The organism is Sphingomonas sp. SDUR79 (genome assembly GCF_056821745.1).
This window is the reverse complement of sequence record NZ_JBPDIN010000001.1, coordinates 1,874,227-1,896,655: the sequence shown is the minus strand read 5'-3', so window position 1 is coordinate 1,896,655 and position 22,429 is coordinate 1,874,227. Positions and strand designations below refer to the sequence as shown.

Genomic DNA, 22,429 nt, shown 5'->3' with positions numbered 1-22,429 from the left:
GAACGCGGGGACCCATCTCCCGCACTGCCCACAACCGCTCGGGTGCGATGGACCGTGACGGCAGGAGATGGGCCCCCGCGTTCGCGGGGGTGACGATCAGTTAATCCCCAATGCGGCCTTGATGTCGGCCCAGGCGACATATTTGAAGTTCTGCGCCTTGGGCGGGTTGTAGCCGTCTTGTGCCACGAACAGGCCGCCTGGATAGGTGGGACCGAAATCGCCAGGGGCGAAGTCGATCCCGTCGGTTTCTTCCGTCGCGCCGATGGTGCTGCCCGCAGCGATCCGGAAGCGACCGACATAGGAATCGTCGGACAGGCGATAGACGCTGTAGGCGTGGTCGCCCTGGCTGGAGACGATCACGTAACCGCCATTGCCGGTGCCTTCGGGGGCGAGGGTCACGCCCTCGACATCGACCACCAGCTTTTGCCCATCGGCCGGGGCGATCAGCGTACCGGCGACCGGGCCATCGGCGCGGGCGTCAAAGCGCCACAGGCCGACATTTTCTTCGCCGACATAGAGCCGCTGGGTGCGGTCGTCGGCGGCGCAGCCTTCCGATTGCGTTCCGAGCTTCATCGTGCGGACGATCGTGCCGGTGGGGGCAGCTCCCGTCAGGTCGAGCGCGACCTGACGGATCGTGCCGTCCTTGATCACGTTGAACGCATGCAGCGTGTTGCCGACCGCCATCAGGCACAGGCCATAGGCCTCGCCCGCGCCGACGGGGACGATGCCGAGCGGGATCAGCTTGGCGGTCGCGGTGTCGAGCCGGAACAGGGCGAGCTTGGCGTTCTTGCGATCGTTGCGATCGCTCGCCGCGACGATGATGCCCGCTGCCCCCATGTCCTTGAGGTCGACATTGTTGACCTGCCCCGCGTCGATGAAGAAGCGGTCCTTGCCGCTCAGGTCATAGACGTGGAGGCCAGCCTTCTTGTCCGTCCCGACGATCAGGCTGGCGGCTGGGTCCGCCGGATTGCGCCAGATCGCGGGATCGTCCGCCGCATCGGCATTGGCGGTGCCGACCGCATCGGTTTCACCGCGCGCCTGCACGCTGGCGGCGGGGGTGGTGGGGACCACCGGGACCTGTCGCCCGGTGGAAGCACAGCCTGCTGCCACGAGGGGCAGCAGGCACAGGGTCAGTTGCTTGATCATCAGAGGGCGAGACGTGCCATGACCTGGAACACCGGACCAGCGGTTTCGCTTTCGAGCTCATACTCGTCGAAATTGCGGTCGATCTGGTCCTGCGTGGTGTTGAACTTGTTGAACACCTCAGCCTTTGCCCCATCGAGCAGGTTCGATCCGACCGCGCGGATCGTGAACCGCTTGCCGAAGCGCTTCTCGACGAAGATTTCGAGATCCGCGCCATAGGTGGTGCGAACCTCTTCGGCGACGAAGCGGTCATAGGCCGCGCCCTGCTTGCGATAGGTCGCGCCGAACGCCGCGCCAAAGCTGGGGATGTCCTGGATGAAGCCGAAGTTATAGACGATGTTCGACTGGCCGTTGAAGCGGCGTTCGCCCAGTTCGTCGGTGATATCGCTTTCGAGCAGCGACAAATTGCCGAAGATGCCGGTGTCGGGCAGGCCAAGGAAGCCGAGGCTGGTCGAAAGGTCAAACTCGACGCCATAGACCTTGCCGTCGCCGGTGTTGCGCGGCTGATAGACCCAGGTGCGGTCACCCGTGGGGTCATCGGCAGCGCCCGGGACGCCGGTGTTCGCCAGTTCGATCAGGTCGCTGATGCTGCGGTAGAAGACGTTGACGCCGATCACGCCCGTGCGGCCGAGGCGGTGCTCATAGCCGAGATCCGCGCCCCAGGCCGATTCCGGCTTGAGCAGCGGGTTGCCGAGGAAGTCGTTGTCGCCCAGTTCTTCCTCAAGCAACACCGGCGACGCATCGTCGAAGCGCGGGCGACGCACGGTGCGCGCGCCCGAGATGGTGACGCGGCCGTCGCCCAGCTCAATCTTGGCCGAGGCGCTGGGGAGGATGTGGTCGTAATCGGTATCGACGCTGACCCCGCCCGGCGTCAGGTCGCGGATCGCGACGTTGGTGTTTTCCCAGCGGACGCCGACTTCCCACTTCACCGCGCCCGACTTGCCTTCGACCAGTGCGAACAGGTCCTTGCGCTGTTCCTCGATCGTGCTGAAGCCGCCGACGATCGGGGTGAATCCGGTGAAGTCACGGACGAAGCTCTCCGGGCTGCCGTCGAACTGGCTGTAGCCGGTGTGCAGCGAGGTCGCCATGTTGAAGCGCTGACGCGTCGCCTCGACGATGCGGGTGTCGCGGTCCTTGTCCTGATAATAGCCGCCGAACACGACATCGATGTCTTCGCCAGCCGGAACCTTGTGCTCCAGCCCGAACGACAGTTCCCGGTCGATGATGCGCGTGTCGAAGCGGTCGCCGGTGAAACGCGGGGCCGAACGGTCGAACTCGATCTCGTTCTCGGTTTCCCACTGATTGTCGATGAACTTGGCGAAGCCCGCCTTCAGCTTGGTCTCGCCCGCCGCCCATTCGTGGCTCAGCTTGGCGGCGAGGCTGTAGTTATACTGAAGGATGTTGTTGATGTTCGAATTGTCGGCCAGCAGATTGCCGCCCGCGCCGTTGCGGACCGAGCCGCGCGAGCCGGTTTCGGTGCTGTAGTCGAACGACCGCTCGGTCTCGAGCCGGTCGGTATGGACCCAGAAGCCCGACAGTTCGAAATCGGTGGTTGCGGTGTCGATCGAATAGCTTGCATTGAGTGCATAGTCGGTGCCGTTGCGGACGTCCGACTGGTCCTGGCGATTGTCGAACTCGTTGGTGGCGTAGTTCGCGTCATTCTCCGGCGAGTCGGTGTAGCGCAGGCTGAACTTTTTCTTGGGGTTATAGCGGCCCTGAAGGTTCGCGCCGATCAGCAGGCGGCCCGGGCCGACTTCGGTGCCGAGTACCGCGCCGATGCTCGGCTTGACCTTGCCGTCGTCGAAATAGAGCGCGCCGCCGCGGATATAGCCGCCGTCGAGCTGATAGCCGTCACGCAGCACGATGTTGAGCGTGCCCGCGACTGCATCGCCGGTGCGGCGGGCGGAGGAGGAGCGGACGATCTCGACCTGCTTGACCAGCTCGGCCGGGATGCGGTCGAGGAAGAAGCTGCGGTCGGCATTGGTGCCGGGCACCTTTTCGCCGTTGATCAGGATCTGGGTATAGCCGGGGTCGAGGCCGCGCAGGCGGGCGCCGTCGCTCTCGATCACGTCCGAGAGGAAGGTGACGCTGGGGACGCGCTTGAGGGCATCGCCTGCGGTCAGCGGTTCGAAGCGCTGGAAGAAGTCCTGGTCATAGACCAGCTCGGGCTCGGCGCCTTCGCTGCGGTTGCGGTAGGCGATGGTGCCCTTGACCACGATTTCCTCGGCGGTCTGGATGTCATCGCCAGCGGCGGGCGCGGGCTCGGTCTGCGCGGCGGCGGGTGTCGCGGTGGCGAGCGCGATCGTGGCGATGCTGGCGCCGGCCAGCGAAGTGAGAATCAGTTTCATTGCGTCCCCCGATGATGAGTCGAGGGGCGCTTAGGTGTGGCGCGTGTCAGTTCGGCGCGATTTACGTTTCAGTTCGGCTGCGTAACGGTGACAAAATAATGACGTTGCACGAACGTCACGATGGGTCAGACAAGAAAACGCCCGGGCCTTTCGACCCGGGCGTCTCGCTGTCCGGCGCCGCCTCCCCCGAAGCGGCGACGAAAGGATCGTCCGTCAGGACGAATAGTACATGTCGTATTCGACCGGCGACGGGGTCATTTCCCAACGCGCAACGTCGCCGCGCTTCAGTTCGATATAGGCTTCGATCTGATCCTTGGTGAACACGTCGCCCTTGAGCAGGAAGTCCATGTCCGCCTCGAGGCTGTCGAGCGCTTCGCGCAGCGAGCCGCACACGGTCGGGACCTGGCTCAGCTCTTCCGGCGGCAGATCATAGAGGTTCTTGTCCATCGGGTCGCCCGGATGGATCTTGTTCTGGATGCCGTCGAGGCCGGCCATGAGCAGCGCGGCGTAGCAGAGATACGGATTGGCCAGTGCGTCGGGGAAGCGGAATTCGACGCGCTTCGCCTTGGCCCCCGCACCGTACGGGATGCGGCACGAGGCCGAGCGGTTGCGGCTCGAATAAGCGAGCAGCACCGGGGCTTCGTAACCCGGGACCAGACGCTTGTAGCTGTTGGTCGACGGGTTGGTGAAGGCGTTGAGCGCCTTGGCGTGCTTGATCACGCCGCCGATGAAGTAGAGGCACATTTCCGACAGGCCGGCATAGCCATTGCCCGCGAACAGCGGCGTGCCCTTGTCCCAGATCGAGATGTGGGTGTGCATGCCCGAGCCGTTATCTTCCTTGATCGGCTTGGGCATGAAGGTCGCGGTCTTGCCATAGGCATGGGCGACCTGATGCACGACATATTTGTAGATCTGCATGCGGTCGGCGGTCTGCACCAGCGTGCCGAAGGTCAGGCCCAGCTCATGCTGTGCTGCAGCGACTTCGTGGTGATGCTTGTCGCAGGGCAGGCCCATTTCGAGCATGGTCGAGACCATCTCGCCACGGATGTCGACCGCGCTGTCGACCGGCGCGACGGGGAAGTAACCACCCTTGGCGCGCGGACGGTGGCCGAGGTTGCCGCTTTCATATTCCTTGCCCGAGTTGCCGGGCAGTTCGATGTCGTCGATCGCGTAATAGCTGGTCGAATAGCTGTTTTCGAAGCGGACGTCGTCGAACATGAAGAATTCGGCTTCCGGGCCGACATAGACGGTGTCGCCGATGCCGAGCGACTGGAGATATGCCTCCGACCGCTTCGCGGTGGAGCGCGGGTCGCGGGCATAAAGCTCACCGGTCGAGGGTTCGACGATGTCGCACACCAGGATCAGCATCGGGGTGGCCGAGAACGGGTCGGTCCAGACGGCGTCCAGATCGGGCTTGAGGATCATGTCGGATTCGTTGATCGCCTTCCAGCCTTCGATCGACGAACCGTCGAACATCAGGCCGTCGGTCAGCTCATCTTCGCCCAGCACGCTGGCGACCATGGTGAGGTGCTGCCACTTGCCCTTGGGGTCGGTGAAACGCAGGTCGATCCATTCGATCTCCTGATCCTTGACCATCTTCAGAATGTCGGCGGCGGTGTTAGCCATTGGAACCAAGCCCTTTCTGTTATTGTCCTGCCCTGCCCCGGGGAGCGCCCGGGGCGGAGAATCATATTGCGCTGCGGTGCAGCTTCGTGAAATTTTTGCAATGCGTCAATTCTACGCGCTGCGGTCGTCCTTATTCGAGTTTCGGGACCCTTAAACCGAGGTCATTTTCGCCCAGCCATGAGACCGGGGGCCGGACTTCAGGCGTCCCATCGGCGACATAGCGAAGCCGGTGTTCGGCACCGCCGATCGCCAGCAACAGCGCCTGCATACTGTCGATCCCGACCGCGTAATCCCGCTTCGTTTCGCCGTCCGGAAATTCAATCGTGTAGAAGCATCGCCATGGCGGGTCTGTTGGGTCGGCATCATAGCGCGGATCGGGATATGCCGCGGGTTGGTGAAACGAAACGACCACCGCTCCGTCATCGCGGTCGAAGGTGCGTCCGGCGATGACGGGGCCAACATCAGATCGCATTCTCGTCGCGCTCGCCGGTGCGGATGCGCAGTGCGGTTTCGATCGCGGTGACGAAGATCTTGCCGTCGCCGATGCGGCCGGTTTGCGCGGCATTGGCGATCGCCTCGACCACGCGCTCGGCAAGGGCGTCCTCGACCACCACTTCCAGCTTCACCTTGGGCAGGAAGTCGACGACATATTCCGCGCCGCGATACAGCTCGGTATGCCCTTTCTGGCGGCCAAAGCCCTTGGCTTCGGTCACGGTGATGCCCGACACGCCCACTTCGTGAAGCGCCTCCTTCACCTCATCCAGCTTGAACGGCTTGATGATGGCTTCGATCTTTTTCACGGTTTTTTCCCTCTGTGACGGCGGCGCGACTCCGACCGGCCCGGTTCCGCGGTCAGGGTGACGGCGGATTGGATCGCGATCAAGTGGAACGCCCCTGACGCGCGACATTGCATAGGCCGTGCCAGTTTGACGGCGCGCGCAAATGCTTGGGCGCGCGCGGGCGCGGGTTAACAACTGCCTAACAAATGGGCAGCGGCGCGCGGTGATTGCGCGATTGCGGTGCAACCTTGCGCGGGGTCGGCGCGGGTGTAATGTCCATATATCACACCAGTTCCTAGGATTTCCCCCCAATGCGCGCTCCTTTCCTCCTCGCCGCCCTCCTTGCCGGCGTATCCGCCATGCCCACCGCCGCGCAGCAGCAACCCGCTCCTGCGGCGCAGCCGGGCGAGGGGGCGGAAGATGCGCGGCTGAAGGCGCTGTTCCATGCCAGCGACGAGGCGTCGCTCAAGCGCCAGCCGCTGATGGCGCTGTTCCGCGGCGACATGCGCTATGCCGACCAGCTCGGCACCTATTACACCGATGCGTTCATCGCGGCGGAGAAGGCGGCGAATGCGGCGGACCTGGCAGCGCTGCGCACGATCGACCGCGCGAAGCTGACCAAGGTCAACCAGATCGCGTACGACGTGTTCGAGGCCGATCAGCTGCGCGCGCAGAAGGGGTTCGACGACAAGATTTTGGCCGTGTCCAAATACCTGCCGATCGACCATTTTACCGGCTTTCAGGCATTCTACCCCGATTTCGCGTCGGGGCAGGGCGCGGCTCCGTTCAAGACGGTTGCGGATTACGAGAATAACCTCAAGCGCAACGCCCAATATGCCGCGACCTATGACCGGGTGATCGGCCTGTTCCGCGAGGGTGTGAAGCGCAAGGTCGTCCAGCCCAAACTGGTCGTCACCAACATGATCGGCCAGTTCGACAATCTGATCGCGCAGGGGGTGGAGGAATCGGTCTTCTACGGCCCGGTGAAGAAATTCCCCGAAGGAATTTCGGCGGCGGATCAGGCGCGGCTCAAGGCCGCCTATGCCGCGCAGATCCGCGACGTGATCCTGCCCGCGCACAAGAAGATCCGCGATTTCCTCGCCACCGAATATCTGCCCGCCGCGCGCGACAGCGTGGGCACGTCGGCGCTGCCGGGCGGGGCGGCGGTCTATGCCTATGCGATCGAGAGCAACACGACGCTGCCGCTGACCGCCGATTATGTGCATGATCTGGGGCTAGCGGAGGTCAAGCGCATCCTGGCGGAGATGGAGGCGCAGAAGGCGAAGGTCGGGTTTTCGGGCAGTTTGCAGGACTTCTTCACCCATCTGCGCACCGAAAAGCGCTTTCAGCCCGAAAGTGCCGACGCGCTGCGGATCGGGTTCGAGGCGATCGGCAAGCGGGTGGATGCGCGGATCGGCGAGCAATTCTCGCTGATCCCCAAGACCCCGCTCGAGATCCGGCCGGTGCCCGCCTATCGCGAAAAGACCGACGCGGCGGGCAGCTATTCGTCGGGCACGCCCGATGGGTCGCGGCCGGGCGTGTTCTACTTCAACACCTATGATCTGCCGACGCGCTACACCTGGGGGATGGAGACATTGTACCTGCATGAGGGTGCGCCGGGGCATCATTTCCAGATCAGCCTGGCGCAGGAGAATGCGGCGCTACCCGCCTTCATGCGCTTTGGTGGGAATACCGCCTATGTCGAGGGCTGGGCGCTCTATGCCGAGACGCTGCACGATGAACTGGGCGTCGCGGTCGAGCCGTATCAGCGCATGGGTGGCCTGAATGACGAGATGCTGCGCGCGATGCGGCTGGTGGTCGATAGCGGGCTGCATGCGAAGGGGTGGAGTCGCGACCGGGCGATCGATTACATGGTCACCAACTCGCCGATGTCGCGGACCGACGCGGTGGCCGAGGTCGAGCGCTATATCGCGATGCCGGGCCAGGCGCTGGCGTACAAGATCGGGCAGCTGACGATCCTGAAAGCGAAGGCGAAAGCCAAGGCGGCGTTGGGCGCGAAGTTCGATCCGCGCGGGTTCCATGCCGCAGTGCTGGACACCGGCGCGCTGCCGATGCCGGTGCTGGAGAAGAAGATCGACGATTGGGTGGCGGGGGCGAAGTAGGGGGGCGTTTGCCTCTGAGGCAATCCGACGCCCTTCGACAGGCTCAGGGCAAACGGGGGGTGGTCATCAGGGCCGTGTCGCCTTCCACGCCGCCTCGACCATCAGCCGTGCCGCCTCGGTGCGTTTGCGGGCGAGGGCGAGGTCGCTGAGGTTCGCGCGCGCCGCGTCGCCGGTGAAGCGGGCTGAGGTGCGGGCGGCGAGGGCAAGGCGGGCGGGGGTGAGGGCGGCGCCGGGGCGGCCGGACTGGAGCAGGGCGCGGGCGAAGGGTTCGGCGACATCGAGCAGTTGCGGACTGTCCGTGCCGTAGATGCGGGACGTGGCGGCGATGCGCTCGGCGAACAGGCGGGCGCCTTCGTCCTTGCCCTGCATCGTCAGATTTGCGGCGAGCGCGCGCAAGGCTTCGGTGCGATATTCGCCTTCCCAGGGAATCATGTCGTTCGCCTCGATCTTCGCGAGCAGCAGGCGGCGGATCGGTTCGGCTTGCGCGGCGCGGTTCTGGCGTTCGAGCAGATGGGCGAGGCGGGCGCGGGCATAGACATTGGGGTCGTCGAATGCGGCGGCGATGTTCATCTTGTCGTCGCTGTCGCCGAGCGCCAGCGCCTCGCGCACATCGGCCTCGGCTTCGGTCAGCGCGCCCGATGCCTCGAGCGCGTCGGCGCGGGCGAGCAGGTAGAACATGCGTCGCCATTCATTGACGTCCTTCGCCGCGCGAACGCGGGCGATGCCATCGGCGGTGAAGGCGAGTGCGTCGGCGACCAGTCCGCGTGCGAGCAGGGTGCGGGTGATCCCGGCGAACGCCTCACGCGAGTCGTCGCCCTCGAAATTGTCGTAACGCAGCGAGAGCGCCCAGATGCGGCGGTAGAGGAGTTCGGCCTCGGCCATGCGGTTCTGGGCCTCCACCGCGCCGGCGAGTTCGATGACATAGCCGAGCGCGCCATTCGATTCCCGTCCCCAGCGCTTTTCGGCACCGGCAAGCAGGCTGGCGAGGATCGGCTCGGCCTTGGCCGGGTCGCCGGTTTCGACATAGAGGTTGGCGAGGACCGATCCGGCATTTTGCAGCGCAAGGTCGTCGAATTTGAGCAGGCGGAGATACACCGGATAGACGCGCTCATAGATCGCGATGGTTGCGGCATTGCCGCTGCCGGTCTGGCCGGCGACCTCGATCAGCCGGTCCGCGGCGCGGCGGGAGAGGGGCGCACCGGGGCTGTCGCCCACGATCTGTTGCACCGCGCGGATCCCCGCATCCACCTCTCCCATTGCGAACATCAATGCGAGTTCGGCGTCGGCGGGCGGGGTGCCGGGCTTGCGCGCCCTGGCAAAGGCGGCGCGGGCTCCGGCGAAATCTCCGGCGGTGCGCAGGATCTGACCCTGCACGCGATAGAGGTCGCGGACGGACTCGGGCGCGCGGGCGGCGGGGCGGTCGAAGGCGGCGATGGCGAAGGCGACGAGGCGGGCGGCGCGGGGCTTGTCCTGCCCGCCCCAGTTTCGAACGCTGACTGCGCGCTGCGCCATGTCTTTTGCAAAGGCGGTCTCGAATGCCGGGTCGGATGCGGCGAGGAAGGGGGCGATGAAGGCGCGCGCGGGGGCTTCTTCTCCGGCGAGGACGAGGCCGTAGGTCATGAAGAAGATGTCGGTGATGTCATCGGGTTCGACCGGGCCGGTTTCGCTGGTCCGCTCGGCCGCGCCCTTCATGCGATAGGCGGCGGTGAGCCAGGCCCAGCGCGCGAAGGTCGCGAAGTCGCGCGCCTTCATCGCGGCGGTGCGGGCTTCGAGCCAGCGGGAGTAGACGTTCGACCGGTCATCGCCGTCGAGCTTTGCGACATCGTCGGCGGGGCCGGCGAGGGTGAGCGCTTCGCGGACCAGCGGCGCGGCGTCGGCACGGCGGCCGGCGATGAGGTGTTCGGCGGCCTGGATCAGCAGGGTGTCGGCGCGGGCCTGGGCCTCGGGCTGGAGGGCAGGGGGCTGCGCGGGCGCGGCCTCCTGCGCAAGTGCGGGCGCGGCGAGCAGCAGGCCGAGGGCCAGAACGATAATGCGCATGGCGATCCTCCCGCGCGGGGTTGTGGCAGCGGGGGGCGGGGGCGGCAATGGTCGAAATCTGGCGGGGGTGGGATTGAAAATTCCTCTCCTGAGCTTGTCTCAGGGGAGGGGGACCGCTCGCGCAGAGAGTGGTGGAGGGGCGGCCGCGCAGACGGCCGTGAACAGTTCGGCAAAATTCCGCCCTCTTCGGGGCGGCCCCTCCGTCAGCGCTGCGCGCTGCCACCTCCCCTGCGGAGCAGGGGAGGAATTTCGGGACTTAGATCGCCATTCCCGCTGCCCAGCCGCTCGACCAAGCCCATTGGAAATTATAGCCGCCGAGCCAGCCGGTGACGTCGACCGCTTCGCCGATCGCGTAGAGGCCGGGGACGGTGCGGGCCTCCATCGTTTGCGAGGACAGGTCGGCGGTGCTGATGCCGCCGATGGTGACTTCGGCCTTGGCATAGCCTTCGGTGCCGTTGGGGTGGAAGGGCCAGGCCGACAGGCTGCGCTCGGCTTGCGCGAGGTGCTTGTCGGCGGCGTTGTGGAGTTCGCCGTCGAGGCCCAGTTGATCGGCGAGCGTGTCGGCGAGGCGGTTGGGCAGGGCGTCTCCGAGCAGCTTGCGCAGGGTCGTGCGGGGCGCGGTGCGCTTGGCTTGCGTCAGCCAGCCGGGTGCGCGGTCGGGCAGGAAGTCGATTTCGACCGGAGCGCCGTGGCGCCAATAGGAGCTGATCTGGAGGATCGCCGGGCCGGACAGGCCGCGATGGGTGAAGAGAGCTGCTTCACGGAAGCTGGTTTTTCCTGCGCGCGCGGCCACCGGCGCGGCGACGCCGGACAGTTCGCGGAACAGCACTTCGTCGCCGCCGAGCGTGAACGGGACGAGTGCAGGGCGGGGTTCGACCACCTTGAGGCCGAACTTGCGGGCGAGGCCATAGGCGAAGTCGGTTGCGCCCATCTTTGGGATCGACGGGCCGCCGGTGGCGATGACGAGTGCGGGGGCGGTGGCGGTGCGGTCGCCGATTGTGACGCGGTACTGGCCGTCGGCGTGGCTGACGTCGCTGATCGGCTGGCCGAGCGCGATTTCGACTGCGCCGCGGTCGCATTCTTCGAGCAGCATCGCGACGATCTGTTTCGCGCTGCCGTCGCAGAACAGCTGGCCGAGGGTCTTTTCGTGCCAGGCGATGCCGTGCCGGTCGACCAGCGCGATAAAGTCATGCTGGGTGTAGCGGCGCAGCGCGGACTTGGCGAAATGCGGGTTGGCGGAGAGGTAGCGGTCGGGCGCGATGCCGAGATTGGTGAAGTTGCAGCGCCCGCCGCCGGAGATCAGGATCTTTTTGCCCACCTGATCGGCATGGTCGATCAGCAGCACGCGGCGCCCGCGCTGGCCGGCGGTGAGCGCGCACATCAGGCCGGCTGCGCCTGCGCCGAGGATGATGGCGTCGTAGGGGGACGGGGTGGACAGGGCGGCGCTTTCCAACATTGGTCATCCCGGCCCTTCGACGACGCTTGCGGCGGCGACAACAAAAAACATGCCGGGGTCCACCGGGCGGCAGGCGCGAAGCGAGAGGCTCAAGCGCCGGATGTGCGGCACAGTGGACCCCGGCACAAGGCCGGGGTGACGATTTGAGATCGGGAGAGCGGAAGCGCTAGCGCAGTTTCGCGATCGACAGGCCGTCTTCCTTGGCGCGGTCCTTGACCGATTCCTCGCTGCGGGTCAGCGCCTTGGCGATGGCTTTCAGCGCCATGCCCTTTTTCGCCAGCGTGTGCAGCTTCTGGATCTCGTCCTGCCGCCACGGTTGGCGGTGACGTTCGAACTTGCCCTCGGCCATGTCAGGCGTAGGGCGGGTTGTGGCGGCCAGTGGGCGACTGGGTGAAGATTTCGCAGCCGTCCTCGGTGATGCCGATCGAATGTTCGAACTGCGCCGAGAGCGAGCGGTCGCGCGTCACCGCCGTCCAGCCATCGTCGAGCAGCTTCACGTCCGGACGGCCGATGTTGATCATCGGTTCGATGGTGAAGAACATGCCGGGCTTGAGCTCAGGCCCGGTGCCGGGGCGGCCGACATGGACCACTTCGGGGGCGTCATGGAAGACGCGGCCGAGACCGTGGCCGCAGAAATCGCGGACGACGCCATAGCGGTGCTTTTCGGCATGGCGCTGAATGGCGTGGCCGATATCGCCCATGGTGTTGCCGGGCTTGGCCATTTCGATGCCGATCATCAGGCACTCATAGGTGACGTCGACCAGCCGCTTGGCCTTCAACGGCACATCGCCGACCAGGTACATGCGGCTGGTGTCGCCGTGCCAGCCGTCGAGCAAAGGCGTCACGTCGATATTGACGATATCGCCGTCCTTCAGCGCCTTGTTGCCCGGAATGCCGTGGCAGACGACATGGTTGATGCTGATGCAGCAGCTGTGCGTATAGCCGCGATAGCCGAGCGTCGCGGGGACCGCGCCGCCATCCAGCATCATGCGGCGGACGATATCGTCCAGCTCCGCCGTGGTCACGCCGGGCACGACATGCGGGACGAGCGCGTCGAGGATCTCGGCGGCGAGGCGGCCAGCGGCGCGCATCCCGGCGAAGCCCTCGGGCCCATAGAGTTTGATCGCCCCGTCGCGGGCGAAATTGGTGTCGGCGGTTACGGCAACATACTCAGTCATCGCCGCCATATAGGGCAAAGACAGGCGCTTTGCGAGGTGCCACGCGCACGCTATGGCGGCTTTATGAGCGAGCGCATCTGGACCGCCGGGCTGGTCATCATCGGGGACGAGATCCTGTCGGGTCGGACCCAGGACAAGAATGTCGCGCAGATCGCGATCTGGCTGAATGTGCAGGGCATCCGCCTGTCCGAAGTGCGCGTCGTGCCCGATGTGCAGGAGCGGATCGTCGCGGCGGTGGATGCGATCCGCACCGGCTATGACTATTGCTTCACCACCGGCGGGATCGGGCCGACGCATGACGACATCACGGTCGATGCGATTGCGGCGGCGCTGGGCGTGCCGGTGGTCATCCACCCGGAGGCGCGCGCGACGCTGGAAAGCTATTACGAGACGCGCGGCGGGCTGACCGAGGCGCGGTTGCGGATGGCGCGCGTGCCGGAGGGGGCGGACCTGATCCCCAATCGCATGTCGGGTGCGCCGGGCATCCGGGTCGGCAATGTCTTCATCATGGCCGGGGTGCCGCATATCACGGCGGGCATGCTCGACGCGCTTACGGGCACGCTGGAGGGCGGCAAGCCGGTGGTGAGCGGGACGATTGGCTGCTGGGTCGCCGAGAGCGAGGTCGCCGAAGTGCTGCGCGCGACCGAGAAGGCACATGCGGGCGTGGCAATCGGCAGCTACCCGTTCTTCCGCGAAGGGCGGGTGGGCGCGAATTTCGTCGTGCGCGCCACGGAGATGGCGGCGGTTGAGGCGTGCCTCGCCGACCTGACCGCGCAGCTGGAGGCGACTGGGCGCGACGTAACGGCGGGCGGGATATGATCCCTGATCGAAGAGGTGCGGACATTGCTGTACGCAGTCGTCCGTCTGAATCTGATACTTTTCCTCCCGATCTGGCGGCACTAGACAAGAACGATGAAACGGATCTGGCCGTTGGCAACCGCCCTGACCTTGTGGTCCGTGCTGCCCGTTTTGCCGGCGAATGCACAGCAGGCCGACTTGGCCGCGTGGCAGGCAGCGGCGGAGCGCGCACGGGCTGCCTACGAGTCCCGCGACTTCAGGCGTGCCGCCGCGCTGTACACGCAGATGCCCAAAAAATGCCCCGCTACACCTGAAGAGTGCCGCAAGGTAGCCGAGCTCGGCTGGCTTTCCAGCGCGGGTGTGGCGGACGCGTTGCTGCGCGAAGGCGATTTTCGAGGTGCGCAACGCGTATATGAGCGCCTTGCAGCTGATTGCCCTTCAAGCTTGCACGCGTGTCGAACGCGCGAAATCTATCTCGATCTGGCCAGCGCCGCGGAACGCGCCGGCGACTTTGGGATGGCGCGGTCCGCACGGATGGTCCATGCGGGTGGCGAGGAACCTGTGGTCGGCGACTATGGAGCCGACGACCTTGAGGACATGGTTCGCAAGGCGACCGGGCTGCGCCGTCCGCTCGATCCTGGATTTGACGTGAAAAAAGCGGAGCGGGTCCTGCTCAAGTTGATTGAGTCTGCAGGGGCCGCAGGTTTCGTTGTGCTTGCAGATGGCGAGCAGCTCAGCGCTTGGAGTCTTCGCCGGGGCTTGATGAACCTGTATCTCGCAACTGGACGCGCCGAACAGGCAGTTGCTGTGATGCCGGGAGGGACCGGTGGCGATTCAACCCTGATCTGCGATGATCTCGAACGCTGGGGGCAATTCGCGGCTGCCGAGCCACTCCGTCGCAGCGAACTGGTTCGACACCGCGCCTATGCCGCCGCCTCGACGGTCCCGGGCGTTCACTATGCGCTGGCGCTTGAATTGGACGCGCTGGCACGAAACCTCCACGCGCAACGGCGATATGAAGAGGCAGCTCGTCTCTATCTTGAAGCCCTTCCGACCCACCGGGCCGTCGTCAATGGAAGCGATCCCGACTTGCGGCGCAGAATCGATATCGCAGCTCGCAGCTTTGGCGCATACCGAAACGGTTGGCCCGAAGCGCGAAGACTCTATCTGGAAGGCATGCGCGCGCATCTGCGCCGCCAAGCGTATTTGAGTACGGCGACTCCCGCCGAGAATGTCGACCGCCGGGAGGCGGTTCCGATGTTCCGCAGGATGATCCGCAATAGCTGGAACCTTTCGCGTTAACTCGACCCGTCGGCGATATTCGACGAACGCCCCTTGCCCTCGCCCGCTGTGCGGTTAGGCTAACACAGTTCGCGAGTCAGAGGGGATTTCCATGGCGATGAAACAATGGGTGACAGCGCTTGCGCTGGCCGGGGCGGCGATGCCGCTGGGGCTGGCCGCCGCGCCTGCCGCCGCGCAGACCGCGCCGGCGAAGCTCAAGGTCGAGATGCAATATTACACGCTGCCCAACGGGCTGCGCGTGGTGCTGGCCAAGGATACGCTGAGCCCGACGGTGACGGTCGGCGTCTATTACGGTATCGGATTTCGCATCGAACCGCGCGAGCGGACCGGTTTTGCGCATCTGTTCGAACATCTGCTGTTCCAGGGATCGAAGAACGCGCCCAAGGGCGTGCATATCAGCACGATCAGCAATGCCGGCGGCATCCTGAACGGATCGACCCGCTACGACTTCACCAACTATTTCGAAGTGGTGCCATCGAACGCGCTGGAGCGGATGCTGTGGCTCGAGGCGGATCGCATGTCCGCGCCGGTGATCAATGAGGAGGTGCTGAAGAACCAGCAGGGCGTCGTCGGCAACGAGGTCAAGGTCAACGTCCTCAACCAGCCCTACAGCACCTGGCCGTGGATCGACCTGCCGATGCTGGCGAATACCAATTGGTATAACAGCCATAACTTTTACGGCGAGCTGAAGGAGATCGAGGCGGCGACGGTCGAGGATGCCAAGCAGTTCTTCGACAGCTTCTACAAGCCGTCCAACGCCGTGCTCGTCGTGGCGGGCGACATCGATTATGCCGCGACCAAGGCGATGGTCGAGAAATATTATGGCTGGATGCCCAAGGCGCCGCCGGTCACGCTGCCCGACATCAGCGAACCGCGCCAGACGGAGGAGAAATTCCGCGCGCGCACCGACAAGCTCGCGCCCAAGCCCGGCTGGGCAGCCGGCTATCATGTCCCCGCACGCGGGACGCCCGAATGGTTTGCCATGGGCCTGATCGACCAGATGCTGGTCAAGGGCAATGACAGCCGCCTGTATCGCAAGCTGGTCGCCGAGACCGGGATTGCGGGCGAGGTTGGCGGGGGTATCAACTTCCCGCTGGGCAACATGTTCAACTATCAGGGGCCGATGCTGTGGAGCTTCAACTTCACGCATGACGCCAATCGCAGCCGCGACGAGATCAAGGCGGCGGTGGATGCAGTGATCGAGGAGCTGCGCACCAAGAAGGTGACTCCTGAGGAACTGGCGCGGGCGCGGACGAAGATGCGCTCGTCGCTCTACTCGACGATCGACGGGACGGGGCGGATCGGCCTGATCGACCTGCTCGCCGTCTATGCGTTGTTCGACAATGACCCGAACAAGGTCAACACGCTGGAAGACGGGTTCGCCAAGGTGACGCCCGAGCTGATCCAGAAGACGGCGCAGGAATATCTGCGCCCGACCAACCGCTCGATCTATGTCATCGACCCCGGCGCGGCCCAGCCCGCCGCGCCCGCCGCTCAGCAAGGAGGCAAGTGAGATGCGCCGCATGATCGCCAGCCTGACGGCTGCCGCCCTGCTCGCCGCGCCAATGGGCGTCGCCGCGCAGGAGCTTCCCACCACCCCGCCGCCGATCCCGGCGCCCAAGCCGTTCAACGTGCCGGCGAGCGAGACCTATGTCCTGGCCAACGGGATGAAGGTGACGTTGATCCCCTATGGTGTGGTGCCCAAGGCGGTGGTGTCGCTGCAGACCTATACCGGGTCGATCAATGAGGGGCCGGACACCTGGCTCGCCGGGCTGACGCTCGACATGATGCGTGAGGGCGCGGCGGGAATGACCGCGGCGCAGATCGCGCAAAAGGCCGCCGAGATGGGTGGCGGGATCGGGACCGGGTCGGGCGCGACCTCATCGGGCGTGTCGATCAATGTCTTGTCGGAGCGCACGGTGGACGCGATCGGACTGGTAGCCGATGTCGCGCAGCGGCCGAGCTTTCCCGCGACCGAGCTGGCGCGGGTCAAGGCGAACTGGAACCGCCGCCTTGCCATCGGGCTGACCCAGCCGGGCGTGCTGGCCAATGCGGCGGTGACGCGCGCTTATTACGGCACCGACCACCCCTATGGCCGGGTGCTGCCTACTCCCGCGCAGTTCAACGCCTATGACGCGGCCAAGCTCAAGGCGTGGCATGCCGCGAATTTCGGGGCGAAGCGGTCGCACCTCTACATCGCCGGGCGCTTCGACGCGGCGGCGGTGAAGGCGGCGGTGGAGAAGGCGTTCGGGAGCTGGGCCGCAGGGCCGGAGCGGGCGCTGATCCCGGTCAATCCCAAGGCGGGGCCGCAAGTGCTGCTGATCGACCGGCCGGGTTCGCCGCAATCGACGATCAACCTGGTCTTTCCCGCGCCCGACGCGGGGACGCCGGGCGATATCCCGACGCGGGTGATGAATGCGTTGCTGGGCGGATCGTTCAGCTCGCGCATTACGCGCAATATCCGCGAGAATAAGGGCTATACCTATTCGCCGGGTTCGGGTGTGTCGTTGCTGCCGACCAACGCGCTGTGGACGTTCAACGCCGACGTGACGACGACCGCCACCGGACCGTCGCTGACCGAGGTGTTCAAGGAAATCCGCGAGCTGCAGACGACCCCGCCGGGCGATGAGGAAGCGAACGGCATGCGCCAATATATGGCCGGGCTGTTCGCGATCCAGAACTCGACGCCTGGTGCGCTGGTCAACACGCTGGCGACGCGCGACGCGCTGGGCCTGCCGCGCGACTGGCTGGACAAGTATGTCCCGTTGACGCTGGGCGTGACCAATGCGCAGATCAGCGAAGCGGCGAAACGTTTGCCGCTCGACAAGCTGACCCTGGTCGTTGTCGGCGACCTGAAGGTCGTCACGCCGCAGCTTCAGGCTTTGCCGGAATTAAAGGGCATCGAATTCAAGACGGTGACCGTTCCCTGAACAAATGTTCAGGTTATTGGGCAACTAGTCACGGGGGCGGCGCAAGTCGTCCCCGTTTTCATTTGAGTAGAGCGGAATCGTCAACTGGGCGATGGCGCGTAACAACTCGCCGCAATTTTGAGCAATAGGTGCGACGAATCGCGGGTTCCACTTGTTGACCCCCCGTTATGACCCACACAGCACATCATGCGCGACCCGCGCTTCGCCGAGCAGTGGCGCTGCTTTTCGCCGCCGCCGCTCTCCCCGCAACCGCGCTGGCACAGGAGACGGTGACCCCGCCGACCGTGCTGGTGCCGACCGCGCCGGCTCCGGCGCCGGTACCTCAGCCGGTCACGCCGCCGCCGGCCCAGGTGCCGACTGCGCAGACCCCGCCCTCGGGCGCGTCCAGCGTGCCGGTCGCGCCCGGCGTGCTCGAACAGGCACGGCAGGAGGATCGCGAGCGCGCTGCGGCGCGTCAGGCCGAAGTGCGCCAGGCGCGTGCGACCCGCACGGTCGAAGCGCCGCAGCGTGCCGCCCCGGCAGCCGAACCGGTCGCCGCAGCGCCGGTCGCTGCACCCGCGACCAGCCCTGCTCCGGTGGAGCCGGTTGCGCAGGACGTGCCGGCGGTCGTCGACCCTGTCACTGAGACGCCGCCTGCGCCGGTCGACACCGCGCCCGGTGAGGGCGGGACCATGTGGCTGATTCTCGCTGCCCTGGGTGGTGTGGCCGCATTGATCGCCGGCGCGATGCTGCTGCGTCGCCGCCGCGCGGACGAGCCTTACATCGCTGAGGAGGTTGCCGTTGCGGCGCCCATCGAGCCGATGCGTGAGCCGGTCGCTGAGCGTCCGATGCCCGATCGCGTGGTCGAGCGCCCGGTCGCTGACCCGGTCGCCGCTGCTCCGGCATTTATCGCACCGCGTCATGAGCCCGAGTTGGGCGAACGGATCGTGCCCACGGCCAAGCCGATCGCACCCAAGCCCGCCGTGACCAAGCCGGCGCTGGAGAATGCCGCGCTGAGCGACGCCGATCCGGCGGACGTTGCCGCTATGCTTGGCGGTGCCAAGCCGACCGGCGAGCGCCCGCAGCTGGAACTGGCGATGCGTCCGATCCGCGCGGGGATGAGCCGTCGCGGTGCGACGGTCGGGTTCGAGCTGACCGTCGCCAATGCGGGCGGTGCTCCGGCCGAGGATGTGCGGATCGGCGCGTTCATGCTGGGCGAGCACAGCGCTCAGTCGAGCGACATCGAGCGGATGCTGACCAACCCGCCGCAGGATTCGCGGATCGACGCCGAGACGATCGCGCCGGGCGATGGCACGACGCTGGAAGCCATGCTGACCATGCCGCGCGACAAGGTCGATGCGATTGCCGGTGACGACGATGGCTTCACCCCGGTGCTGGTCGCCGACGCGCGCTATCGCCTGCCCGACGGGCGGGAAGGGCGCACTGCCGCTGCCTTCCGCATCGGCCGCGTCAATGGCGGCACGCAGTTGGAGCCGATCGCGATCCAGGACGATCCGTCCATGTATGCCGATATCGAGGCTGAACTGGTCGGCGTTCCGGCCAAGATCTGACGACGTAACCATAGACCCGCCCCGGTTTGCGCCGGGGCGGGTCGCTTTTCAGGCGGGCCTGCGCATTTTTTGGTGCGCGGGCCCGCCTTCTCCATGCTAGGCGCGGCGGGTGACTGCGACGACCCTCCGCGCGACCAGCGCGCTGACCATGATCCTGGTGCTGATGAGCCCGGCCGTTGCCCAAGAGGCGCAACGGCCGACTGTGATTACGCCGCCGATCGGCAATTTCGACATCAACCCCAACCCCACGCCCCGCGCGACGCCCACGCCGACCCCGGCACCCGCGCCGCAGCCGACGGTGACGCCGGTGCCGATCCCGCCGCGCGCGACGCCGTCGCCGCGTCCGACCGCCAGCCAGCCTGCCGCCCGTGCGACATCGGAAGCAACGGCTCAACCGACACCACAGCCCAGCCCGACGCGGTTCGGGCCATCCGACTTTACGCCGGTGGCGACGCCGCAGGCGGGGACGGTTCCGGTGGAGGCGGGCCCAAGTCCGGTGGCGGAGGCGGGCAGCGACGCGCCGCCGGTCTGGCTATGGCCTGCGCTGGCTGCGGCGGCTGCACTGGTCGTGGGGCTTGGCGCTGGCCTGGCGATCGCCGGGCGACGCCGCCGTCGTCGTGAAGACGACGCGGAGGCCGAGATCGCCGAGACGCCGGTGATCGCGTCGCCGCCCACGCCTGGGCCGCCGGCGCGCGCCGGGGTGGTCACTCCGACGCCTCCGCCGCGTCCCGCGCCGCAACCGGCTTCACCTGCGTCCGCCGCGCCGCAGCCTGTCGCCGCAGGGGCGGTCGCGCCGGTGCCGCCGCCGCCGGGACCGCTGGTAACGGAGATTCGCCCACTGCGCGCCGCGATCCGCGACGGCTTGGTGAGTATCGATTTCGAGCTCTACATTCAGAATCGCGGGGTTGAGACCGCGGATAATGTCCGCGCGGTGCTCGGCCTGTTCGCCGCCAATCCCGATCAGGACGCGCAGATCGCAGGCTTCCACGCTGCGGCGCGGATGGCTCCGGGATCGGAACCGTTCAGCATCGCACCCGGCGGCATCCATATGCTCAAGGGTCAGGTGACCCAGGCGGGCGAACAGATGCGCGTGGTCAATGTTCAGGGCAAGCCGATGTTCGTGCCGATCCTGCCGGTCGCACTCAAATGGTATGCCGGCCTGTCGATCCGCACGCTGCGCGATTCGTTCATGGTCGGGACCGTCCCCGCGCAGGGGAGCGACCGGCTGGGGCCGCTGTGGGTCGAGCGTGCGGCGGAGGGCTTCGGTCGGCTGGCGGCGAAGCGGTATGTGCCGAAGGACGTTGGCGGAACCTAACGCAGGACCAGCATGAGCAGGACGAGGATCGCCGCACCGGCGATCAACAGGACGGCCATCATCCGGCTGAGATTGCCAAGGCCGCGCCATGAAATCGCTTCGTCGAGCAGCGGGCTGTCCGGCGTGATCGTCGCCGGATCGACGCCGGTTTCGTGGGTCAGGGCGGTGACGAACCGGTCCCATGTGTCGGGGGCGTTCGCGACCTCGGCGGGGAGGCTGTTCTGGAGCGAGCGGAACACATCGCCTGCCGTCTGCCAGGTCGGTGCGTCGGCATAGTCGAGCGTGACGCCGAAGGTCATCTCGATCTCGTCGATTGCGGCGATCTCGTCACCGTCGCCGCCAAGGCCGACGCTGGCGGGCTTGTCCTCATCCATCGGCGGGCAGGGCTAACAGCTTGCAGGCGTGCCGCCAAGCAAGGGGGTGGCTCAATTCCTCCCCTGAGCTTGTCTCAGGGGAGGGGGACCGCCCGCGCAGCGGGTGGTGGAGGGGCGGCTGCGAAGACAGCCGTGAACAGCTCGGCAAAATTCCGCCCTCTTCGGGGCGGCCCCTCCGTCAGCGCTTCGCGCTGCCACCTCCCCTGCGCAGCAGGGGAGCAATTTGTGTCGCTCCCAACGAAAAGGGGCGGCCCGTTGCCGGACCGCCCCCTTCATAAGCCGCAGGTGCAGCCGCGAGATTACTTGATCTCGACGGTCGCGCCGGCTTCTTCGAGCTGCTTCTTGAGCTTCTCGGCTTCGTCCTTCGACACGCCTTCCTTGACGGCCTTCGGCGCGCCCTCGACAAGGGCCTTTGCTTCGGTCAGGCCAAGCGCGGTGATGGCGCGGACTTCCTTAATGACGTTGATCTTCTTGCCACCGTCGCCGGTGAGGATCACGTCGAACTCGGTCTGCTCTTCAGCAGCGGGGGCAGCGGCGCCACCGGCGCCACCAGCAGCGGCAACCGCGACAGGAGCAGCGGCGCTGACGCCCCACTTCTCTTCGAGGAGCTTCGAGAGCTCAGCGGCTTCGAGGACGGTCAGTTCCGACAGCTGGTCAACAAGAGCGTTCAGGTCAGCCATTTGATATTCCCTTCAAAAATTCAGATTGGTTCGAAAAATCGCAAATGAACGTCGGCTCAGGCCGCGTCCTTCTCCGCATAGGCATTGAACACGCGGGCGAGCTGCGCCGCGGGTGCCTGGGTGATCGACGCGAGCTTGGCTGCCGGGGCCTGAAGCAGGCCGACAATCTTGCCGCGCAGTTCGTCGAGCGAAGGCAGCGATGCGAGTGCCTTCACGCCTTCTGCGTCGAGCAGCATGCTTCCCATTGCGCCGCCGACGATTTCGAGCTTGTCGTTCGTCTTGGCGAAATCCGACACCACCTTGGCGGCGGCGACCGGATCGGTCGAATAGGACAGCGCCGTCGGACCCGTCAGCAGGTCCGCGAGCACCGCATAATCGGTGCCCTCGATCGCGATCTTGGCAAGGCGGTTCTTTGCGACCTTGTAGCTCGCACCGGCTGCACGCGCCTTGTTCCGGAGGTCCGTCGACTGCTTGACGGTCATCCCGAGGTTGCGGGTGACGACCACCACTGCAACCTCGTTGAAGGTGCTGTTCAGCTCGGCAACGGCCTGGGTCTTCTGAGAACGATCCATGCCTGTCTCCTCACTATGCCCCGGTCGAAACCGGAGCGGTTACGCCAGAAACCGGGCGGCTGCCCGGTTCCCATTGTCCGTGGGGGCATGATCGTCAGGGCCGGAAGGGTCCGGCGGGCTGACCCGGACGCTCCGCGATGCGGGTGCGGCCGGTGAAAAATCTCTGTCCCCGTCTTGGCGGGAAATTAAGTGTGGCCAGTTGCCGCACACCCACTGTC

The 22,429-nt window shown here is 66.0% G+C and carries 19 protein-coding genes; 7 read left to right on the top strand and 12 right to left on the bottom strand.

Going from position 1 to position 22,429, the window contains the following annotated elements:
* Positions 1 to 96: 96 nt before the first annotated feature.
* From ACRYLO_RS09335 to ACRYLO_RS09315, 5 genes are all read right to left on the bottom strand, one after another.
* A complete protein-coding gene (locus ACRYLO_RS09335) occupies positions 97 to 1,146 on the bottom strand; it encodes a phytase (protein ID WP_482659892.1) in 1,050 nt (349 codons plus the stop codon).
* Positions 1,146 to 3,491, bottom strand: a complete 2,346-nt coding sequence (locus ACRYLO_RS09330; protein WP_482659891.1) for a TonB-dependent receptor plug domain-containing protein — start codon at positions 3,489 to 3,491, stop codon at positions 1,146 to 1,148. Before ACRYLO_RS09330 ends, ACRYLO_RS09335 begins: the two co-directional genes overlap by 1 nt.
* Before the next feature lie 213 nt (positions 3,492 to 3,704).
* Positions 3,705 to 5,117, bottom strand: a complete 1,413-nt coding sequence (gene glnA, locus ACRYLO_RS09325) for a type I glutamate--ammonia ligase (RefSeq protein WP_482659890.1) — start codon at positions 5,115 to 5,117, stop codon at positions 3,705 to 3,707.
* A gap of 130 nt (positions 5,118 to 5,247) precedes the next feature.
* Positions 5,248 to 5,589: a DUF6968 family protein gene (locus ACRYLO_RS09320; RefSeq protein ID WP_482659889.1), complete on the bottom strand. Its 342-nt coding sequence runs from the start codon at positions 5,587 to 5,589 to the stop codon at positions 5,248 to 5,250.
* Positions 5,579 to 5,917: a P-II family nitrogen regulator gene (locus ACRYLO_RS09315; RefSeq protein ID WP_224923404.1), complete on the bottom strand. Its 339-nt coding sequence runs from the start codon at positions 5,915 to 5,917 to the stop codon at positions 5,579 to 5,581. Before ACRYLO_RS09315 ends, ACRYLO_RS09320 begins: the two co-directional genes overlap by 11 nt.
* Positions 5,918 to 6,207: 290 nt before the next feature.
* Here ACRYLO_RS09315 and ACRYLO_RS09310 point away from each other — a divergent pair, with 290 nt between their 5' ends.
* Positions 6,208 to 8,019 carry a DUF885 domain-containing protein gene (locus ACRYLO_RS09310; protein WP_482659888.1) on the top strand — a complete coding sequence of 604 codons (1,812 nt, stop codon included), beginning with the start codon at positions 6,208 to 6,210 and terminating at the stop codon, positions 8,017 to 8,019.
* Between the two features lie 66 nt (positions 8,020 to 8,085).
* On the opposite strand, the gene ACRYLO_RS09305 is transcribed toward ACRYLO_RS09310, so the two are convergent.
* From ACRYLO_RS09305 to map, 4 genes are all read right to left on the bottom strand, one after another.
* Positions 8,086 to 10,056, bottom strand: a complete 1,971-nt coding sequence (locus tag ACRYLO_RS09305; RefSeq protein ID WP_482659887.1) for a hypothetical protein — start codon at positions 10,054 to 10,056, stop codon at positions 8,086 to 8,088.
* Positions 10,057 to 10,312: 256 nt separating this feature from the next.
* Positions 10,313 to 11,512 (bottom strand): BaiN/RdsA family NAD(P)/FAD-dependent oxidoreductase, encoded by a 1,200-nt coding sequence (locus ACRYLO_RS09300; RefSeq protein WP_482659886.1) that lies wholly within the window; start codon positions 11,510 to 11,512, stop codon positions 10,313 to 10,315.
* 166 nt (positions 11,513 to 11,678) lie between these two features.
* Complete coding sequence (locus tag ACRYLO_RS09295) at positions 11,679 to 11,861, bottom strand: hypothetical protein (RefSeq protein WP_310040644.1); 183 nt, start codon at positions 11,859 to 11,861, stop codon at positions 11,679 to 11,681.
* 1 nt (position 11,862) lies between these two features.
* Positions 11,863 to 12,690 carry a type I methionyl aminopeptidase gene (map, locus tag ACRYLO_RS09290; protein ID WP_482659885.1) on the bottom strand — a complete coding sequence of 276 codons (828 nt, stop codon included), beginning with the start codon at positions 12,688 to 12,690 and terminating at the stop codon, positions 11,863 to 11,865.
* A 63-nt stretch (positions 12,691 to 12,753) separates the two neighbouring features.
* Here map and ACRYLO_RS09285 point away from each other — a divergent pair, with 63 nt between their 5' ends.
* The 6 genes from ACRYLO_RS09285 (at position 12,754) to ACRYLO_RS09260 (ending at position 20,585) form a co-directional block, all read left to right on the top strand.
* On the top strand, positions 12,754 to 13,509 hold the full coding sequence (locus ACRYLO_RS09285) for a competence/damage-inducible protein A (RefSeq protein WP_482659884.1): 756 nt from the start codon (positions 12,754 to 12,756) through the stop codon (positions 13,507 to 13,509).
* Positions 13,510 to 13,602: 93 nt separating this feature from the next.
* Positions 13,603 to 14,790 carry a tetratricopeptide repeat protein gene (locus ACRYLO_RS09280; RefSeq protein WP_482659883.1) on the top strand — a complete coding sequence of 396 codons (1,188 nt, stop codon included), beginning with the start codon at positions 13,603 to 13,605 and terminating at the stop codon, positions 14,788 to 14,790.
* A 91-nt stretch (positions 14,791 to 14,881) separates the two neighbouring features.
* Positions 14,882 to 16,303 (top strand): M16 family metallopeptidase, encoded by a 1,422-nt coding sequence (locus ACRYLO_RS09275; RefSeq protein ID WP_482659882.1) that lies wholly within the window; start codon positions 14,882 to 14,884, stop codon positions 16,301 to 16,303.
* Position 16,304: 1 nt separating this feature from the next.
* Complete coding sequence (locus tag ACRYLO_RS09270; protein ID WP_482659881.1) at positions 16,305 to 17,720, top strand: M16 family metallopeptidase; 1,416 nt, start codon at positions 16,305 to 16,307, stop codon at positions 17,718 to 17,720.
* 212 nt (positions 17,721 to 17,932) lie between these two features.
* Positions 17,933 to 19,270, top strand: coding sequence for a hypothetical protein (locus ACRYLO_RS09265; protein ID WP_482659880.1), 1,338 nt, complete (start codon positions 17,933 to 17,935; stop codon positions 19,268 to 19,270).
* Positions 19,271 to 19,379: 109 nt separating this feature from the next.
* Positions 19,380 to 20,585 carry a hypothetical protein gene (locus ACRYLO_RS09260; protein ID WP_482659879.1) on the top strand — a complete coding sequence of 402 codons (1,206 nt, stop codon included), beginning with the start codon at positions 19,380 to 19,382 and terminating at the stop codon, positions 20,583 to 20,585.
* On the opposite strand, the gene ACRYLO_RS09255 is transcribed toward ACRYLO_RS09260, so the two are convergent.
* From ACRYLO_RS09255 to rplJ, 3 genes are all read right to left on the bottom strand, one after another.
* Positions 20,582 to 20,959: a hypothetical protein gene (locus tag ACRYLO_RS09255; protein WP_482659878.1), complete on the bottom strand. Its 378-nt coding sequence runs from the start codon at positions 20,957 to 20,959 to the stop codon at positions 20,582 to 20,584. The genes ACRYLO_RS09260 and ACRYLO_RS09255 overlap by 4 nt on opposite strands.
* A 299-nt stretch (positions 20,960 to 21,258) precedes the next feature.
* Positions 21,259 to 21,639 (bottom strand): 50S ribosomal protein L7/L12, encoded by a 381-nt coding sequence (gene rplL / locus ACRYLO_RS09250; protein WP_294019037.1) that lies wholly within the window; start codon positions 21,637 to 21,639, stop codon positions 21,259 to 21,261.
* 56 nt (positions 21,640 to 21,695) lie between these two features.
* Positions 21,696 to 22,211, bottom strand: coding sequence for a 50S ribosomal protein L10 (gene rplJ / locus ACRYLO_RS09245; protein ID WP_300494638.1), 516 nt, complete (start codon positions 22,209 to 22,211; stop codon positions 21,696 to 21,698).
* Between the last annotated feature and the right edge of the window lie 218 nt (positions 22,212 to 22,429).

What these genes read in the sequence shown, in the direction of transcription:
- ACRYLO_RS09335 (WP_482659892.1), bottom strand. Translation starts at nt 1,146, where the DNA reads ATGATCAAGCAACTGACCCTGTGCCTGCTGCCCCTCGTGGCAGCAGGC.
- ACRYLO_RS09330 (WP_482659891.1), bottom strand. Translation starts at nt 3,491, where the DNA reads ATGAAACTGATTCTCACTTCGCTGGCCGGCGCCAGCATCGCCACGATC.
- glnA (WP_482659890.1), bottom strand. Translation starts at nt 5,117, where the DNA reads ATGGCTAACACCGCCGCCGACATTCTGAAGATGGTCAAGGATCAGGAG.
- ACRYLO_RS09320 (WP_482659889.1), bottom strand. Translation starts at nt 5,589, where the DNA reads ATGCGATCTGATGTTGGCCCCGTCATCGCCGGACGCACCTTCGACCGC.
- ACRYLO_RS09310 (WP_482659888.1), top strand. Translation starts at nt 6,208, where the DNA reads ATGCGCGCTCCTTTCCTCCTCGCCGCCCTCCTTGCCGGCGTATCCGCC.
- ACRYLO_RS09305 (WP_482659887.1), bottom strand. Translation starts at nt 10,056, where the DNA reads ATGCGCATTATCGTTCTGGCCCTCGGCCTGCTGCTCGCCGCGCCCGCA.
- ACRYLO_RS09300 (WP_482659886.1), bottom strand. Translation starts at nt 11,512, where the DNA reads ATGTTGGAAAGCGCCGCCCTGTCCACCCCGTCCCCCTACGACGCCATC.
- ACRYLO_RS09295 (WP_310040644.1), bottom strand. Translation starts at nt 11,861, where the DNA reads ATGGCCGAGGGCAAGTTCGAACGTCACCGCCAACCGTGGCGGCAGGAC.
- map (WP_482659885.1), bottom strand. Translation starts at nt 12,690, where the DNA reads ATGACTGAGTATGTTGCCGTAACCGCCGACACCAATTTCGCCCGCGAC.
- ACRYLO_RS09285 (WP_482659884.1), top strand. Translation starts at nt 12,754, where the DNA reads ATGAGCGAGCGCATCTGGACCGCCGGGCTGGTCATCATCGGGGACGAG.
- ACRYLO_RS09280 (WP_482659883.1), top strand. Translation starts at nt 13,603, where the DNA reads ATGAAACGGATCTGGCCGTTGGCAACCGCCCTGACCTTGTGGTCCGTG.
- ACRYLO_RS09275 (WP_482659882.1), top strand. Translation starts at nt 14,882, where the DNA reads ATGGCGATGAAACAATGGGTGACAGCGCTTGCGCTGGCCGGGGCGGCG.
- ACRYLO_RS09270 (WP_482659881.1), top strand. Translation starts at nt 16,305, where the DNA reads ATGCGCCGCATGATCGCCAGCCTGACGGCTGCCGCCCTGCTCGCCGCG.
- ACRYLO_RS09255 (WP_482659878.1), bottom strand. Translation starts at nt 20,959, where the DNA reads ATGGATGAGGACAAGCCCGCCAGCGTCGGCCTTGGCGGCGACGGTGAC.
- rplL (WP_294019037.1), bottom strand. Translation starts at nt 21,639, where the DNA reads ATGGCTGACCTGAACGCTCTTGTTGACCAGCTGTCGGAACTGACCGTC.
- rplJ (WP_300494638.1), bottom strand. Translation starts at nt 22,211, where the DNA reads ATGGATCGTTCTCAGAAGACCCAGGCCGTTGCCGAGCTGAACAGCACC.